12 protein-coding genes and 1 tRNA gene are annotated in these 15,569 nt (G+C 70.1%); 9 read left to right on the plus strand and 4 right to left on the minus strand.

Features of this window, described 5'->3' with window-relative positions; all coding sequences use genetic code 11:
- Positions 1 to 286: 286 nt before the first annotated feature.
- From ACZ5KV_RS07725 to ACZ5KV_RS07735, 3 genes are all read right to left on the minus strand, one after another.
- Entirely contained in the window at positions 287 to 1,069 is a 783-nt protein-coding gene (locus ACZ5KV_RS07725; RefSeq protein ID WP_464241764.1) for a M48 family metallopeptidase, read from the minus strand.
- Between the two features lie 160 nt (positions 1,070 to 1,229).
- Positions 1,230 to 1,727 (minus strand): YchJ family protein, encoded by a 498-nt coding sequence (locus tag ACZ5KV_RS07730; protein WP_464241765.1) that lies wholly within the window; start codon positions 1,725 to 1,727, stop codon positions 1,230 to 1,232.
- Between the two features lie 148 nt (positions 1,728 to 1,875).
- Positions 1,876 to 2,265 (minus strand): NifB/NifX family molybdenum-iron cluster-binding protein, encoded by a 390-nt coding sequence (locus ACZ5KV_RS07735; RefSeq protein WP_464241766.1) that lies wholly within the window; start codon positions 2,263 to 2,265, stop codon positions 1,876 to 1,878.
- A 247-nt stretch (positions 2,266 to 2,512) separates the two neighbouring features.
- Between ACZ5KV_RS07735 and arfB the strand changes: the two genes are divergently transcribed.
- On the plus strand, positions 2,513 to 2,938 hold the full coding sequence (gene arfB, locus ACZ5KV_RS07740) for an alternative ribosome rescue aminoacyl-tRNA hydrolase ArfB (protein WP_464241767.1): 426 nt from the start codon (positions 2,513 to 2,515) through the stop codon (positions 2,936 to 2,938).
- 122 nt (positions 2,939 to 3,060) lie between these two features.
- Here the strand turns inward: arfB and ACZ5KV_RS07745 are convergent, their stop codons facing one another.
- A complete protein-coding gene (locus ACZ5KV_RS07745; RefSeq protein WP_464241768.1) occupies positions 3,061 to 4,425 on the minus strand; it encodes an L-serine ammonia-lyase in 1,365 nt (454 codons plus the stop codon).
- 210 nt (positions 4,426 to 4,635) lie between these two features.
- Here ACZ5KV_RS07745 and ACZ5KV_RS07750 point away from each other — a divergent pair, with 210 nt between their 5' ends.
- The 8 genes from ACZ5KV_RS07750 (at position 4,636) to ACZ5KV_RS07785 (ending at position 15,549) form a co-directional block, all read left to right on the plus strand.
- Positions 4,636 to 5,628, plus strand: coding sequence for a YheT family hydrolase (locus ACZ5KV_RS07750; protein ID WP_464241769.1), 993 nt, complete (start codon positions 4,636 to 4,638; stop codon positions 5,626 to 5,628).
- A gap of 213 nt (positions 5,629 to 5,841) precedes the next feature.
- Complete coding sequence (locus tag ACZ5KV_RS07755) at positions 5,842 to 8,697, plus strand: FAD-binding and (Fe-S)-binding domain-containing protein (RefSeq protein ID WP_464241770.1); 2,856 nt, start codon at positions 5,842 to 5,844, stop codon at positions 8,695 to 8,697.
- A 79-nt stretch (positions 8,698 to 8,776) separates the two neighbouring features.
- Positions 8,777 to 9,097 carry a hypothetical protein gene (locus ACZ5KV_RS07760; protein ID WP_464241771.1) on the plus strand — a complete coding sequence of 107 codons (321 nt, stop codon included), beginning with the start codon at positions 8,777 to 8,779 and terminating at the stop codon, positions 9,095 to 9,097.
- A gap of 114 nt (positions 9,098 to 9,211) precedes the next feature.
- Positions 9,212 to 9,287, plus strand: a tRNA-Ala gene (locus tag ACZ5KV_RS07765).
- Positions 9,288 to 9,388: 101 nt separating this feature from the next.
- Complete coding sequence (locus ACZ5KV_RS07770) at positions 9,389 to 10,315, plus strand: radical SAM/SPASM domain-containing protein (protein ID WP_464241772.1); 927 nt, start codon at positions 9,389 to 9,391, stop codon at positions 10,313 to 10,315.
- Positions 10,312 to 11,166, plus strand: coding sequence for a sulfotransferase domain-containing protein (locus tag ACZ5KV_RS07775; RefSeq protein WP_464241773.1), 855 nt, complete (start codon positions 10,312 to 10,314; stop codon positions 11,164 to 11,166). Before ACZ5KV_RS07770 ends, ACZ5KV_RS07775 begins: the two co-directional genes overlap by 4 nt.
- A 1-nt stretch (position 11,167) precedes the next feature.
- The gene (locus ACZ5KV_RS07780; RefSeq protein WP_464241774.1) at positions 11,168 to 12,691 is read left to right on the plus strand and encodes a hypothetical protein; all 1,524 of its coding nucleotides are present in this window, start codon (positions 11,168 to 11,170) and stop codon (positions 12,689 to 12,691) included.
- A 458-nt stretch (positions 12,692 to 13,149) separates the two neighbouring features.
- A complete protein-coding gene (locus ACZ5KV_RS07785; RefSeq protein ID WP_464241775.1) occupies positions 13,150 to 15,549 on the plus strand; it encodes a methyl-accepting chemotaxis protein in 2,400 nt (799 codons plus the stop codon).
- The last annotated feature ends 20 nt before the right edge of the window (positions 15,550 to 15,569 follow it).

Raw genomic sequence — 15,569 nt, forward strand, 5'->3', positions numbered from 1 at the left:
TGTGCAACGGTGGGGGTAGCCTGGATTTTTTTCTTGAGGCGCACCTGTTCTGAACGCCCTCGGCCTTTGGTTTCCCGGCAGGCGGCCCGGCCCGGGCCGCCCGCCCTCGTCCGGTGCCCCGGGTTGGGGTGGCGGTGGCGTGATCCCGGCCCGGGCGGGCGTGTGGCCCGGGGCGGCACGGACGCCCCTCCGTTGCGTTCCGAGGACGGGGGCCTGTTTTCTTGCTTTTGGCGGAGGGGAAAATTTTTCGTCCCGTCCTGACGGGCGGCGCCCTGAGGGCGCGACGCTAGAGCCGCAGCCAGGCGGGCACGAAGGCCGGGGAGCTGAGGGCCGCGTCCAGGGCGCGGGCTCCGGGCAGCAGCGATTCCAGCAGGTTCCAGTAGTCCTGGGAGTGGTTGAGATACCGAATGTGACACAATTCGTGATACAACACGTAATCGGCCAGCTCCGGCGGCAGGAAGAGCAGAGTGCAGTTGAGGCTGATGATGCCCGAGGCCGAGCAACTGCCCCAGCGCGTTTTCTGCGCGCGCACGCGCAGGCCCGCGCAGGGCAGGCCCAGGGCGGCGGACAGCTCGCGCAGCCGGGGCCCGAGGGCTTCGCGGGTCCGGGCCTTGAGCCAGGCGCGCACCAGGGCCCGGCAGGCGGGCCCGTCGGCCGTGTCGCCCGCCAGGAGCAGGGCGTCGGGCCCGAGCTGGCGCAGGGTCGGGGGTTTGCGTGGGTCGTGGGCCGTGCGCAGCGCCACGTCGCGGCCCACGGCGCGCAGGGGCAGGGCCGCGGGCGGGGCCGGGGCCGCGTGGGGGCTCCAGCCCTGGGCGGCCATGCGTTCCAGGTGCCGCGCGGCCCATTGGGCCCGGTCCTGGACAATGGCCGGGATACGCGTGTGGTCGAACCCCCGGGGCACGACCACCTCGAACCCCACGCGCGGGGAGATGCGCAGCGTCACCCGCCGGGCGCGCGGGCTCTCGCGCACGGTATAGGGCGGCAGGGCCGGGGCGGTGCCCGGCCGCGTGCCCGGGGTATTGTCCGGGGCCATGTCCGGAGCCATGTCCGGGACCATGTTCCGAGCCATGTCCGGGGGCTCGGCCCGTGGCCCGGGCAGCCCCGTGTCCTTGCCGGAGGCTGCATCCAGGCGCGATGCCGGGCCCGGTACGGCGTCCGGGCCTGGGCGTGTGGCCTGGGGCGTGCGGGGGCGCGGGCCCGCGCTCACGCGCGGCCTCGGGCGCCGGGGCCTAGCGCCCGCAACATTTCTTGAATTTCTTGCCGCTGCCGCAGGGGCAGGGGTCGTTGCGGCCCGTCTTGGGTGCCTCGCGCCGCACGGTGGGGTTGCCGCGCACCTGCCCGTCCATGTAGACCCAGGCGCCGTCTTCGCGCTGGAATTCGGCCTTTTCGCGGTGCTGCTGGGGCACGCCGTCCAGGGCGAAGGACGCGGTAAACTCCACCATGCCCCGCTGGTCGGCCTCGCCGCCCGCCTCGGTGGCGTGGATTTCCAGGCCCAGCCAGTCGGAGTTGCGCGACCAGGCCGCGGAGGCCTCGTGGTCGAAGTCGCCGCGCTGGGCCGCGCACAGGGTTTGGCGGACGTGTTCGATGGCACCGGTGGCGTAGGCGCTGTAGCGCGAGCGCATCAGGGCCTCGGCGGTGGGCGCCGGGGCGGCGCCGGAGATGATCGGCCCGCAGCAGGCCTCGAAGGGCAGCCCCGATCCGCAGGGGCAAATGGTCGTTTCGGTCACGAAGGCTCCCATGGCGCATGGCGCCGTTTGGCGGACCGCCCGGAAACCGCCGTACGCGCTCCCGCCGGGGCCCGGCGCCGTTGGGCGTGGGGGGCAGGGGGTGCGTCCGGCGGCTTTCAGGCGGCCTGCGAATGAAGGTGGCGAAGGATCAGTGGTGGTGCCCGCAGGCGCCGTCGTCGTGCCCGTGGTGGTCGCAGATGGGCGAGGCGGGCACGGTTTCCCCGGCCAGCCAGCCTTCGGCCACGTGGCGCACCTGGCCCTCGTAGCCGCGCAGGGCCTTGATGCCCGCGCGCCCCAGGGTGTCCACCGCGCCCTGGCCCATGTTGCCCGCCAGCAGGACGGTCACGCCGTCCTGGGCCAGGGTCGTGGCCAGGTTGGATTTGCAGCCGCAGGTCGGCGGGGGCACGAGGTGCTCTTCGACCATGATTTCGCGGGTTTCGTCATCCACGGTCAGGATGGTGAAGAACTGGCAGTGGCCGAAGTGGGCGTCCACCACGTGGGCGCCGTCCTGCTCCTTGCTGGGAATGGCGATTTTCATGCGTTCTCCTGTCGCTTTACGCCGGGCGCCGCGTCTGGCACCCTGGCCGGGTGGAGTATCGGGCCGTCCCCGAAGAGTGTCCGCCGCGTGGCCCGGAGGTTCCAGCCTCTGGCGCGTGTCCGTCGGCGCGTGAACCCGGGCTTTCGCCTTGCCTCTCCCCAGGGGCGGCTTTTGGGGAGGAATTTTTCACTCGTCAGATAAGCCTTTTTTCCCTGGCCGCAAGCGCCCGGGCACGGACTTCTAGTATATGCCTGTGATTCTGGATTCAATAGTTATTCCCGACAGTGACCTGGAGTTCTCCGCCACGCGCAGCTCCGGGCCCGGCGGCCAGCACGTGAACAAGGTCAGCACCTGCGTGACCGTGAGCTTCGACGTGGCCGGGGCGGCCTGCCTGCCCGAGGCGGCGCGGGCGCGGCTGCTGGAGCGCCTGGCTTCGCGGCTGACCCGCGAGGGCGTCCTGCGCGTCAGCGTGCAGGACACGCGCTCCCAGGCGGCGAACAAGGACCTGGCCGTGGAGCGGCTGGCGGCCCTGCTGCGCGCGGCCCTGGCCCGCCCCAAACCCCGCCGCCCCACCCGCCCCACCAAGGCCTCGCGCCAGCGCCGCCTGGAAGCCAAGAAGCGCCGCGGCGCCGTGAAGCAGGGCCGGGGGCGTATCGGGGGCGGGGAGGAGTGAGCGAAGAAGACGGCGCGCCGGTCTTCGCCCTACGCTTCCGGAGGCAGCCTTTACCCTGTTTTGTCCCTCGCCAAATGTATTCGGGTTCAATTCTTTCCGTTGCTTATCAGCCCTTGATACGCCTAACACCTCGGCATATGTAGCGCCAAACCGCCCAAGGCGGTTTCCTTGTATTTGCAGTGCATGTCGCGCCCGGTCTGGTTCATGGTCCAGATGGCCTTGTCCAGGTCGATGACCTGGGTGGCGGGGTCGCCCAGGGTGGCCATGAGGTAGGCGTTGTAGGCTTTGACCGCGCCCATGGCGTTGCGCTCGATGCAGGGAATCTGCACATAGCCGCCCACGGGGTCGCAGGTCAGGCCCAGGTGGTGTTCCAGGGCGATTTCCGCCGCGTTTTCGGCCACCTGGAGCGCGTGGCCCTTGGCGTAGGCCAGCATGGCGGCGGCCATGGCCGAGGCCGTGCCGATTTCGCCCTGGCAGCCGACCTCGGCCCCGGCCAGGGAGGCGTTGCGCTTGACCAGGAAACCCACGGCGGCGGCGGCCAGCAGGCCTTGGCGCACGGCCTCGCGCGGCAGCTTCATGTGGTTGTGCAGCACGTAGAGCAGGCTGGGGATGACCCCCGAGGAGCCCGAGGTCGGCGCCGTGACCACCACGTGCCCGGCGGCGTTCTCTTCGGCGGCGGCCATGGCGTAGGCGTTGATGAGCATCAGGAAGCGGTCGGAGCTGTGGTGCGACTCGCCCGCGCGGCGGACCAGGATCGGCGCCTTGCGCCGCAGGCCGATGCAGCCCGGCAGCACGCCTTCGGTTTCGCAGCCCCGGCGCACGGCGTTTTCCATGTGCCGCATCACGCGGTCGAGCTGCTCCTCGATTTCGCGGGTGCTGCGGCGGTAGAGCGCCTTCTCGTTGGCCAGGATCAGCTCGTGCAGGGCCAGCCCCGTGCGCGCGAGCTGGGCACGCAGTTCGGCCATGGTCGCGTAGGGGTACGGCGGCTGGCCCAGGTCCGGCTCCTGCCAGCCGCGCCACTGGATGAACCCGCCGCCCACGGAGTGGTACTCCATCTCCAGCAGGGTTTCGCCGCCTGCCAGCAGCCGCAGCACCAGCGTATTGTTGCAGGGGAAGGCATGTTCCACGGCATCGAAGACCACCGTATCCGGCCCCAGGTCCAGCCGTGCGCCGTCCACGGGCAGCGGGTGGCGTCGGGCCGGGTGTTCCAGCAGTTCGTCCAGCAGGGCCTGGGGCACGGTTTCGGGGCTGTAGCCCAGCAGCCCGGCCAGCACGGCCTTGTCCGTGCCGTGGCCGTCGCCCGTGGCCGACAGCGAGCCGTAGAGGTGGCAGCGCAGGCCGTCGGCCCGGGCCAGAACCGCCCCGGGCAGGGCGCGCACGCGCTCCAGGAAGTCGCAGGCCGCGCGCATGGGGCCGATGGTGTGCGAGCTGGACGGGCCGGGGCCGATGTTGAAAAGGTCGAAGACCGAGGTGGTGATGGCGCTCATTTTCGCCATGTAGCCGCAATGGCCGCCCCGAGGCAAGGGCCGGGTCGCCGGGGGGAGCGGCCCCCGGCCCCGGAGCCGGGCACCGGCGGACGGGAAGACGGCCCGGCGGGCCGGGGCCGGGGCCGGCTCCGCGCCGCGCGCGTCCGCGCGGCGGTTGCGGCCCGGGGCGGACGGGGGTAGCCTGGGCGGCTCAAACGAAGGAGACTGCCCGTGCCCCTGGTTTCCCCGGCCTTTCGCCCGCCCGCCTGCCTGCGCGGCGGCCACGTTCAGACCCTGTACCCCTTCCTGTTGCGTCCGCCCGTGCCCGTGGCCTACCGCCGCGAGCGTCTGGAACTGCCCGACGGCGACTTCATCGACCTGGACTGGAGTCTGGCCGCCGGGCCCGGGGGCGCCCGCGCCGCGCGGGTGGCCCTGGTCATCCACGGCCTGGAGGGCCACTCGCGGCGCAAATACGTCTGCGGCATGGTCCGGGCCCTGAACGGCGCGGGCTGGGACGTGTGCGCCATGAACCACCGGGGTTGCTCGGGCGAGCCCAACCGCCTCGCGCGCACCTACCACAGCGGGGAGACCGGCGACGTGCATGCGGCCCTGACCCGGGCCCTGGCCGCCGGGGGCTACGCCCGCGCCGCCCTGGTGGGCTTCAGCATGGGCGGCAACCAGGTGGCCAAGTACCTGGGCGAGGCCCCGGAGCGTGTGCCGCCCCAGGTGTGCGCCGGGGTGGGGGTGTCCGCGCCGCTGGATCTGGCGGCCTCGGTGCGCGCCCTGGAGCGTGGCGCCGCGCGGCTCTATCAGGCCTACCTCATGCGCAGCCTCAAGGAGAAGATGCGCGCCAAGGCCTCCGCGCGGCCCGGGCTGCTGTCCGGCTGCCCCCAGGGGGCCGGGCTGGACGCCCTGCGCACCTTCCGCCAGTTCGACGACGCCTACACCGCGCCGCTGAACGGCTTTGCCGATGCCGCGGACTATTACGCCCGCAACGGCGCCGCGCGCGTGCTGGAGGGTGTGGGCCTGCCGCTGCTGGTGCTCAATGCCGCCGACGACCCCTTCCTGGGCCCGGAGTGCTACCCGCGCGCCCTGGCCCGGGACAGCGCCGTGCTGCACCTGGAGACTCCCGCCACCGGAGGCCACGTGGGATTCTCTGCCGCCCGCAGCGCGGCGACCTATGCCGAAACCCGGGCGGTCGCTTTCCTGGAAATCCACGGCTGACGCTGGCTGATAAGCAATTCGCGCCTGCGCCAGCCCGGGAGTGTCCCGGGGCGGGTGCGGTGTTCTCCGCCGTCTGGTGCGGGCCGCGCTTCACCTGCGAAGCGCAACCAACGGGGCCGCCGGGCAATTGCTTGTTCCTCAGTCGGATTTCGTGCTATGGGGAAGAACCCGGCTTCAAGGCCGGGCCGACGCCAACCGCAAAGGAGCCGCCCCATGCAGCCGACACTTCCCGTTCCGTACGATAGCATTCTCAAGGAATTCCAGACGTTCATCGCCACGGAACGTCTTCATACCGACCCGTTGCGCACCCTGGCCTACGGCACCGACGCCAGCTTCTACCGCCTGATCCCCAAAATCGTGGTCGATGCCACGAGCGAGGCCGAGGTGGTGCGCATCCTGGAAATCGCCGCGCGCCACAACGTGCCCGTGACTTTCCGCGCGGCGGGCACCAGCCTGTCCGGCCAGGCCGTGAGCGATTCCATTCTCGTGCGCCTGGGCGATAGCTGGCGGCACTGGGAGATTCTGGACGACGCCGCGCGCATCGCCCTGGAGCCGGGCATCATCGGCAGCCACGCCAATCGCATCCTCGCGCCCCATGGCCGCAAGATCGGCCCCGACCCCGCGAGCATCGACACCTGCAAGATCGGCGGCATCGTGGCCAACAACGCCTCGGGCATGTGCTGCGGCGTGGCCGAGAACTCCTACAAGACCCTGGACTCCATGCGCCTCGTGCTGGCCGACGGCACGGCCCTGGACACCGGCGACCCCGAAAGCCGCCGCGCCTTCGCCGCCGACCACAAGGCCCTGCTCGACGGGCTGGCCGCCCTGCGCGCCCGCGTGCTGGCCAACGAGGACCTGGCCGCGCTCATCCGCCGCAAGTTCAAGATCAAGAACACCACGGGCTACAGCCTGAACGCCCTAGTCGATTTCGAGGACCCCTTCGACATCCTCCAGCATCTGCTGGTGGGCTCCGAGGGCACGCTGGCCTTCATTTCGCGGGTGGTCTACCGCACGGTGGTGGAGCACCCGCACAAGGCCTCGGCCCTGATGCGCTTCCCGGACATCCGCTCGGCCTGCGAGGCGGCGGCGGCCCTGCGCGGGGCGGTGTCCGCCGCCGAGATCATGGACCGCGCGTCCATCGCCTCGGTGCAGGGCAAGCCCGGCATGCCCGAGGGCCTGGCCGAGCTGGGCCCCGGGGCGGCGGCCCTGCTGGTGGAAGTACGCGGCGCCACGAAAAAGGAACTGGACAAGCACATCGCCACCGTGCGCAAGACCATCGCGCACATCCCGAGCCTGACGGAGCACGAATTCACCGCCGACCCGGCGGCCTTCGGCGTACTGTGGAACGTGCGCAAGGGCCTGTTCCCCGCCGTGGGCGCCGTGCGCGAGGCGGGCACCACGGTCATCATCGAGGACGTGGCCTTCCCCATCGAGTCCCTGGCCGACGCCACCCTGGACCTGCAGGCCCTGTTCGCCAAGCACGGCTACGACAAGGCGATCATCTTCGGCCACGCCCTGGAGGGCAACCTGCACTTCGTGTTCACCCAGGATTTCAACGTGCAGTCGGAGATCGACCGCTACGCCGCGTTCATGGACGACGTGACGCACATGGTCGCCGACAAGTACAAGGGCTCCCTCAAGGCCGAGCACGGCACCGGGCGCAACATGGCCCACTTCGTGGAGCTGGAGTGGGGCGCGGCGGCCTTCGCCCTGATGCGCGAAATCAAGACCCTGTTCGACCCGCGCGGCCTGCTCAACCCCGGGGTCATCCTCAACGACGACCCCCAGGCGCATCTCAAGAACCTGAAGCCCCTGCCCGCCGCCGACGAAGGCATCGACCGCTGCATCGAGTGCGGCTTCTGCGAACCCGTCTGCCCCTCGCGCAACCTGACCCTGACCCCGCGCCAGCGCATCGTGGCCTACCGCGAGATCGCCCGGCGCAAACAGGCCGGCCAGCCCGGCGCCGAAGAGCTGGCGGCCTTCGAAAAGCGCTACGGCTACGATGGCGAAGGCACCTGCGCGGCCGACGGCCTGTGCTCCCAGCGCTGCCCGGTCACCATCGACACCGGCAAGTTCATCAAGCACTACCGTTCCATGGGCCACGGCAAGGCGGCCCTGGTCATGGCTTCGGCCACGGCGGCCCAGATGCCCCTGACCACCGCCGCCCTGGGCGTGGCCCTGCGCGTTGCGGGCGCGGCCCACGACATCCTGGGCGACCGGGCCATGGATGCGGTGTCCGGCGCGCTGCACAAGTATTCCGGCAAGCCCGGCAGGCGCTTCCCGCGCTGGAACGTCTCCATGCCCCGCGCGGCCGCGCGGCCCCGGGGCACGGCCCTGGAGGACGGCGACTTCAAGGTCGTCTACTTCCCCAGTTGCGTGGCGCGGCACATGGGCCCCGAAAAGCACGACCCGGACAAGAGCGCCCTGCGCGACCGGACCCTGTCCGTGCTGGCCAAGGCGCGCTGCACGGTGGTCCACCCCGAGGGCATGGCCCGGCTGTGCTGCGGTCAGCCGTGGGAGACCAAGGGCTTCCCGGCCCAGGCCGAGGCCAAGCTGCGCGAGCTGGAATGCGCCCTGCGCGCGGCCAGCGGCAACGGGGCTCTGCCCGTCCTGTGCGACACCAGCCCCTGCCTGGCGCGCATGCGTGAGCACATCAAGGGCCTGGAGCTGCTGGAGCCCGTGGAGTTCGCCGCCAAATACCTGGCCGAACGCCTGGAGTTCACGCCCGTGAATCGGCGCGTGGCCCTGCACGTGACGTGCAGTTCGCGCAAGATGGGCCTGGCCGGGCCCATGGAGGCCCTGGCGCGCAAGTGCGCCCGCGAGGTGGTCGTGCCCGAGGACGTGTTCTGCTGCGGCTTCGCGGGGGACAGGGGCTTCAGCCATCCGGAGCTGAACGCCGCGGCCCTGGCCGGGCTGGGCGAACAGGTGCGCGGCTGCACTGTGGGCTACTCCACCTCGCGCACCTGCGAAATCGGCCTGTCGCTGCACGCGGGCCTGCCGTACAAGAACCTGATGTTCCTGCTGGACGAGGCCAGTTGGCCCAAGGGCGGGGGCGCGGATTCCCGGTGACGCGCCGGGGGCGCTTCTGCTAAGGTGGCGCTGCCATCAGGGGACGACGCCAACCCGCAACACCAACGAGGGACGCACCATGCGCATTGCCGTGATCGCCGCGCTGCTGCTGGCCTGGGCCCTGCCCGGGGCCGCCGCCGACAAGCAGGCCACCTGCAAGGACGTGTACCAGATCTATCAAGCCTGCTACGACGGCGGGAAACAGATGGATCTGGAGGGCTGCCAGTACGTGGTCGAGGCCCTGGGGCCCCGGCTCATGGGCGAGGAGGGCCTGACGGGCTTCTCGGCCGCGCTCAGCGTCGGCATGTGCAAGCGCGGCTGCGAGGACGGGGCGAACAAGAAGGGCGCCATGAGCATGAGCGAGTTCTCCCGGGAATTCTGCGGCACGATCCTCAAATAGGAAAGGCCGCGCCGCGCGGGGCCCGGGGGGATTTTCCGCCCCGGCCGCCCTGCGGTCTTGACAATTTGGCCGGAATCGATACTTTCGACCTCCCGGACGCGTTCCGGCCCACGTGGGGCTGTAGCTCAGTTGGGAGAGCGCTTGAATGGCATTCAAGAGGCCGTCAGTTCAATTCTGTCCAGCTCCACCACGAAAAACCAAGGGGTTCGGGTCATTCCCGGGCCCCTTTTCCTTTTGGGCGGCGGCGTGCGCCGCGCGCTCCGGCCCCGGGCCGTTGCCCGGCGAAGCGGCATGAACCCCTGGAGTACCGCCTTGCAGATCAGGAAGTTCGGTTTCGACATCGTTCACGGCTGCCAGCTCCGTTGCGTCGGCTGTCCCAATTCCGTCATCAAGCCGCGCATCCAGCGCGTGCCCGTGGACGTGTTCGCCGCCTGTCTGGCCAACGTGGACGTGGCGCGCGTGCGGCTCATGCGGCTGTTCAACTTCGGCGAGCCCCTGCTGCACGACGACCTGCCCGGCATCATGGAGGCGGTGCGCAAGGCGCCCTTCGAGCTTGGGCTGCTGGAATTGTCCACCAATGCCCAGCACCACGATTTCGTCGCCCTGGAAGAGGCCCTGAAGGTCGGCGCCCTGGGGCGGCTGGCCGTAAGCTGCGACGGCGACGGCACCCCCGGGGAATACGAGCGCCTGCGCCCGCCCGGGAAATGGGACCGCCTGCTGACCTTTCTGGAAACCGCCTCGCGCCTGCGCGACCGCCACGCCCCGGGCCTGCGGCTGATCACCAGGACCATCTGCACCAGCCCGGAGGGCCGCCAGCGTTGGCTCGACGTGCTCACGCCCCTGGGCTGGGAGCCGGAGTTCCGGGGCTGGCTCAAGATGCCCCAGTCCAGCCAGGAGCCCTGGGAGGCCGCGCGGAACATCCCCGCCGGGCCCTGCGAATACGTGCAGCGCCATACCCTGTACGTGGACGCCGACGGCACCGTGGTGCCCTGCTGCGTGCATCCCCGGGCCGCCGTGCTCGGCAACCTGACCACCCAGCGCTACACGCAGATCCACGACGGCCCTGGCCGCCGGGAGCTGCTGGCCCGGCTGCGCACCGACCGCGCCGGGCACCCCGTGTGCGGCCAGTGCGAAGAGCCGCCCAAGAAGACGGCCTGGCAAAAGCTGGTGCATTCGGTGCAAAAGCGTCTGCCGGGCGGCGCGCCGGAGCACGAATGAAGTGCAGCAAACGCCTGCGCCTGGGCCTGCGGCTGGTGCTGCAAGGCCGGTTGCCGCACCAGTACGCCACCATCCTGACCGACGACCTGCTGGTGGTCTCCTACCCCAAGTCGGGCAACACCTGGCTGCGCTTTCTGGTGGCCAACCTGCTGCATCCTGAACCCGGGGCGGACTTCACCAACATCGAGCGCCTGGTGCCCGACCTGCACAAGAACACCGAGGCCGCCCTGCTGGCGGCGCCGCGCCCGCGCGCGCTCAAGAGCCACAGCGCCCTGGACGTGCGCTACCGCCGGGTGCTCTACGCCGTGCGCGACCCGCGCGACGTGGCCGTGTCGTACTACCACTACAAGATCAAGACCGGCTCCATCGCCGAGGGCACGCCCATGGAGGCCTTCACGCAGGCCTTCATCGCCGGGCGCCTGGACGAATTCGGCCCCTGGAGCGCCCACGTGGGCGGCTGGACCGGGGCCCGCCTGGGCGACCCGGATTTCCTGCTGCTGCGCTACGAGGATCTGCGGGCCGACCCGCTGCCCGGCGCGGCGCGCATCGCGGCCTTCCTGGGGCTGGACCCCGACCCGGCCCTGGTGGAACGGGCCGTGGCCCGCTCGTCTTTCGAGCGCATGCGCACGCTGGAGCAGACCCAGGGCGACCAGTGGGTGACCACCCGGGCCACCCGGAGCGACAAGCCCTTCATGCGCAGCGCCACGCCGGGCAAATGGCGCAAGGAGCTGCCCGAGGCCTGCGCCCGGGCCATCGAGGCCGCTTTCGGCCGGACCATGCGCGCCCAGGGCTACCCTGTGAACGAGCCTTGCGGCCCGGCCGCCGACGGGCCCGCGGGCGGGGAGGGCTAGCATGGGCCCGGTGCTGGTCAAGGAGGAGCTCTCGGGGCTGGTGCGCCTGCGCGGCGTGGGGCTGAACGAGACCTACGTGCCCGACTGCGACCTGGAAAAAGCCCGTCAGCTCCTGCTGTCGCTCTATGCGCTGCGCGCCGAAAACGGACGCTGCCTCAAGGAAAATTTCCACCACCAGGGCTTCAACTGGCTCTCCGGGCTGGTGAACCACATGTGGTGGCGCTTTTCGTATCGCATGGTGCAATACGAACCGTTGATCCGCCGCCTGCTGGAAAGCGGGGCGCGGCCCTTGTTCGTGAACAAATACAACCTGGTGCGCCTGTGGGAGCTGCTGCGGGGGCCCAAGGCCCCCAGCCTGCGCAACCGCTGGCGCTACCGCCACGTCCTGCCCCGGCACAACCGCGAGCTGGCCGCCGCGGGCGGATTGGACATGCTCTTTTTCCGCTACGGGCCGGACGATTTCCGCACCCGGGAGTTCGCGGAGTTCTTCCAGGCCCGGGGCGTGCGTTTCGCCAGCGTGTTCTCGCCGTCCAAGGACCTGTTGCGCCGCCGCCACCGCCTGGACCAGCCGGTCTATTTCCTCTACCGCGACCTGCCCGCGCCGGAGATTTTCACCCACCGCTACGACACCGCGCACCTGCCCCCGGTGACGCGCCTGCTGGTGGACGCGCACGTGGCCCGGCTCCAGCGCATGGCCGGGCGGATGGTCGCCGAATACACCCGGCATCTGGAGAACCTGGAGCGCCTGCGGCCCCGGCTGTTCTTCGGCGTGGACGACCGCAACCACGTCTACCCGCTGCTGTTCGCCTGCAAGACCCTGGGCATCCCCTCCCTGGGTTACCAGTTCGGCATGGCCGGGCGCTATCAGCAGGGCTACGTCCTGGAAGGCTGGGAGCCCGAAGACGGCTATCAGTGGTACGACCGGGACGTGCTCTGGGGCGCGTACTGGGAGGAGGTCGTCCGCCGCTGGAGCAAGGTCTATCCGCCGGGGTATTTCCTCATGGGCGCCAACAAGACGACCTATTCCTACAAGCGTGTGGACAGTGCGGACTTCCACCCGCGCAACGTGCTCGTGCCCTATGAAATCTGGGGCAACACCAAGCGCATCGGCGAATACATCAAGCGCATGATCGACCTGGGCTACACCGTGCATTTCAAGTACCGCCCCGACGAGGACCGGGCCAAGCAGCTCGATTCCTACGACCTGGGCGACTATGCCGCCCGGCTCGTGCCCGTGGAGCGGATCACCGACGAACTCATGGGCCGCATCAACATCGTGGCCGGGACCATGACCACCCTGATTTTCGACCTGCTGCCCTACGGCAAGCAGACCTGGATTCTGGAAACGGAATTCCCGCTGCTCATGGACATGGTGGACTCCGGCCTGGCCCGTCTGGTGCGCCTGGACGACCTGGAGACCATCGACCCGGCCCGGGAAACCCCGCCCGCCATCGACCACACCCGCATCTACAACCCCATGGGCATCGAACGGGCCCTGGAAGAGCACGTGCTCTCCCGGCTCTAGCCCGGCGATTCGTCCGCAGCCCCGGCTGCCCGGCGTGCGGCGGGCTTTCCTTTTCCCCGTCCCGCGTCCGGCCCTGCCGGGCCCGGGCGCGGCCCTTTCCCCGAGCCTTGACGCACGTGTCTTTTGGATCGCCGTTTCCCCGGCGGCCTTTGGGGGCCTGCGCCTCCCGCTTGCGTTGCAAAAGGAGTACCCCTATTTTTTATTGGGGTCTTTACCCGCCAGGGCCCGCGAGCTATGGTCGCAATCTGGTTCAGCCCCAGGGCCTTTGCCCATCCTTCCTGATGGATCGCCAGTCCGGCGGGCCTTGGGCCGTCGGGTTTCCACCCAGGGAAACGGGACAACGCTCCTGCCGCTTTTTTTGCGGCGTCGGCGTTTTTTTGTCGTGAACGGCCCCCCTGGCTGCGGACGCCGCGCCGCCCGCGCCGGAGGGGGCCTCCACTGCCGAAAAGAGGACATCCATGAAGCTGCAAGGAAAAATCCTGCTGCCCATCATCGGCCTGATCGTGGTCATGATGGGCCTGAGTTCCTTTCTGTCTTACCGGGAGGCGGCCGCAAACCTGCGCACGGCGCTGCGGGGTAAAATGCAGGGCGAGGCCGAGGCGGCCATGCGCGCCACTTCGGAGCTGATCCGCAATTCCCGGCTCAACGTGCAGCGCACCGCCGCCATGGACGAAGTCCGCGCCCTGCTCGCCACGCGCCCGGACGACCCGAATGCCCGCGAGCATGTCGGCCGCCTGCTGCACGACCTGCTGGCCTCGTACCCGGACTTCGCGACCATCAACGTCGTGGCTCCCGGCGGCCTCGTCATCGCCAGCTCGGACCCCACGCTGACGGGCCGGATCAACATCGGCGACCGGGGCTACGTCGCGAAGGCCCTGGCCGGCGAGGCCGCCCTGTCGCCGCCCTTTTTCGGCGAGCACACCGGCACCACGCGATTCGTGGCCTCCGCCCCGGTACGCGACGGCTCGCGCGTTCTCGGCGCGGTGACCGGGGCCATCTCCCTGGAGCACTATTTCGAAACCTCCATCGACCCCATCCGCGTGGGCGACAAGGGCTTCGCCTACGTGCTGGATACCGAGGGCCAGGTCATCGCCGCCCGCAACAAGGACTGGCTTTTCAACAAGAACCTGCCGACCTCCCCGGTCTATCGCGAACTGGTGCGCAAGACCGAGGGCGGCATGATCGAAACCATGGGCAACGACGGCGAGCCCGTGGTGCTCTATTACGTCAAGGAACCCCTGGCCGGGATGACCCTCGTGGTCCGCGCGGAGAAGGACGACGTGTTCTCCGGGCTGGCCGCCATCATGGAAAGCTCGGTGACCATGGCGATTCTCTCGTCCCTTCTGGGCGCGCTGCTGGTGTTCGTCATCGTCCGCCCCGTGGTGCGCGCCATCAACAGAAGCGTGGACTTCGCCGGGCGCATCGCGGCGGGCGACCTGGAGGGCACCCTGGACAGCGGGCGCTCCGACGAATTGGGCACCATGGCCCGGGCCCTGGGCGCCATCCCCCGGACGCTCAAGGACATCGTGGGCGCCTATGCGGCCCTGGAAAAGGAGATCGAGGACGGCCGCCTCGACGCCCAGGGCGACGCAGGCCGGTTCTCCGGCGACTTCGCCACCCTCATCCAGGGCACCAATGCCGTCCTGGGCCGCTTCCGCACGCTCATCGACAACATGCCCTCGCCGGTGATCATGCTCGATCCCTCCGGGCGGATATGCTTCATGAACGCCTTTGTTCAGGATTTGGCCGGAACCGGTTGCACGGGCCGGGCCTGCGGGGAGATTTTTTCCCGCGAGGACGACGGCAAGCCCGGCTGCGCCCTGCGCAGGGCCATTCAGACCGGGGCCCCGGCCAGCGCCGAAACCCGGGCCACCCTCGGCGGCAAGGCGATGGACATCAGCTACAGCGTGGTGCCGCTGAAAAACGCCCAGGGCAGGATGGTGTCCCTGCTGCAAACCGTCACGGACCTGACGGCCATCAAGAGCACCCAGCGGACCATCGCCGAAGTTGCCGACCGCGCCCACGGCATTTCCGACCGCGTGGCCACGGCCGCCGGGCAGCTTGCGGCCCAGGTGGAGCGCGCCAGCCAGGGCACGGCCGTGCAGCATGCGCGCGTGCTGTCCACCGCCGCCGCCATGGAGCAGATGAACTCCACCGTGGCCGAAGTCGCGCGCAACGCCTCGGAGGCCTCGGTCCAGGCCGAGGCCACGCGGGGCAAGGCCACCCACGGCGCGGAACTGGTCGGCGAGGTCGTCGCCGCCATCGGCCAGGTCAACGCCATCTCCCACGAACTGAAGAACACGATGCAGGAACTGGGCAGCCAGGCCGACGCCATCGGCAACGTGATGAACGTCATCACCGACATCGCCGACCAGACGAACCTGCTGGCGCTGAACGCCGCCATCGAGGCCGCGCGGGCGGGCGACGCCGGGCGCGGGTTCGCCGTTGTCGCCGACGAGGTGCGCAAGCTGGCCGAGAAGACCATGGGCGCCACCAAGGAGGTCGGTACGACCATCCGGCGCATCCAGGACTCCACGGCCCGCAACGTCGAGCGCGTGGGCGAGGCCGCCGCCGACGCGGACAAGGCCACGGAACTGGCCGGAACCTCGGGCGCCGCGTTGCAGGAAATCCTGGAGCTGGCCAACGCCAACTCCGCGCTGATCACCGGCATCGCCACGGCGGCCGAGGAGCAGTCGGCCTCCGCGGCGGAAATCAACACCTCCGTGGACGCCATCAACGAGATCGCCGACGAGACGGCCACGGGCATGCAGCAGGCCTTCGCCGCCGTGCGGGAACTCTCGGCCATGGCCCAGGAACTGCGGGAGGCGCTGGACAGGTTGCAGGCCGACACCCGCTGAGACATGGGCGGAAGGGGGCG

It is taken from the genome of Desulfocurvus thunnarius, from assembly GCF_055390965.1.

What these genes read in the sequence shown, in the direction of transcription:
- ACZ5KV_RS07775 (WP_464241773.1), top strand. Translation starts at nt 10,312, where the DNA reads ATGAAGTGCAGCAAACGCCTGCGCCTGGGCCTGCGGCTGGTGCTGCAA.
- ACZ5KV_RS07780 (WP_464241774.1), top strand. Translation starts at nt 11,168, where the DNA reads ATGGGCCCGGTGCTGGTCAAGGAGGAGCTCTCGGGGCTGGTGCGCCTG.
- ACZ5KV_RS07785 (WP_464241775.1), top strand. Translation starts at nt 13,150, where the DNA reads ATGAAGCTGCAAGGAAAAATCCTGCTGCCCATCATCGGCCTGATCGTG.
- arfB (WP_464241767.1), top strand. Translation starts at nt 2,513, where the DNA reads ATGCCTGTGATTCTGGATTCAATAGTTATTCCCGACAGTGACCTGGAG.
- ACZ5KV_RS07725 (WP_464241764.1), bottom strand. Translation starts at nt 1,069, where the DNA reads ATGGCTCGGAACATGGTCCCGGACATGGCTCCGGACATGGCCCCGGAC.
- ACZ5KV_RS07760 (WP_464241771.1), top strand. Translation starts at nt 8,777, where the DNA reads ATGCGCATTGCCGTGATCGCCGCGCTGCTGCTGGCCTGGGCCCTGCCC.
- ACZ5KV_RS07745 (WP_464241768.1), bottom strand. Translation starts at nt 4,425, where the DNA reads ATGAGCGCCATCACCACCTCGGTCTTCGACCTTTTCAACATCGGCCCC.
- ACZ5KV_RS07770 (WP_464241772.1), top strand. Translation starts at nt 9,389, where the DNA reads ATGAACCCCTGGAGTACCGCCTTGCAGATCAGGAAGTTCGGTTTCGAC.
- ACZ5KV_RS07735 (WP_464241766.1), bottom strand. Translation starts at nt 2,265, where the DNA reads ATGAAAATCGCCATTCCCAGCAAGGAGCAGGACGGCGCCCACGTGGTG.
- ACZ5KV_RS07755 (WP_464241770.1), top strand. Translation starts at nt 5,842, where the DNA reads ATGCAGCCGACACTTCCCGTTCCGTACGATAGCATTCTCAAGGAATTC.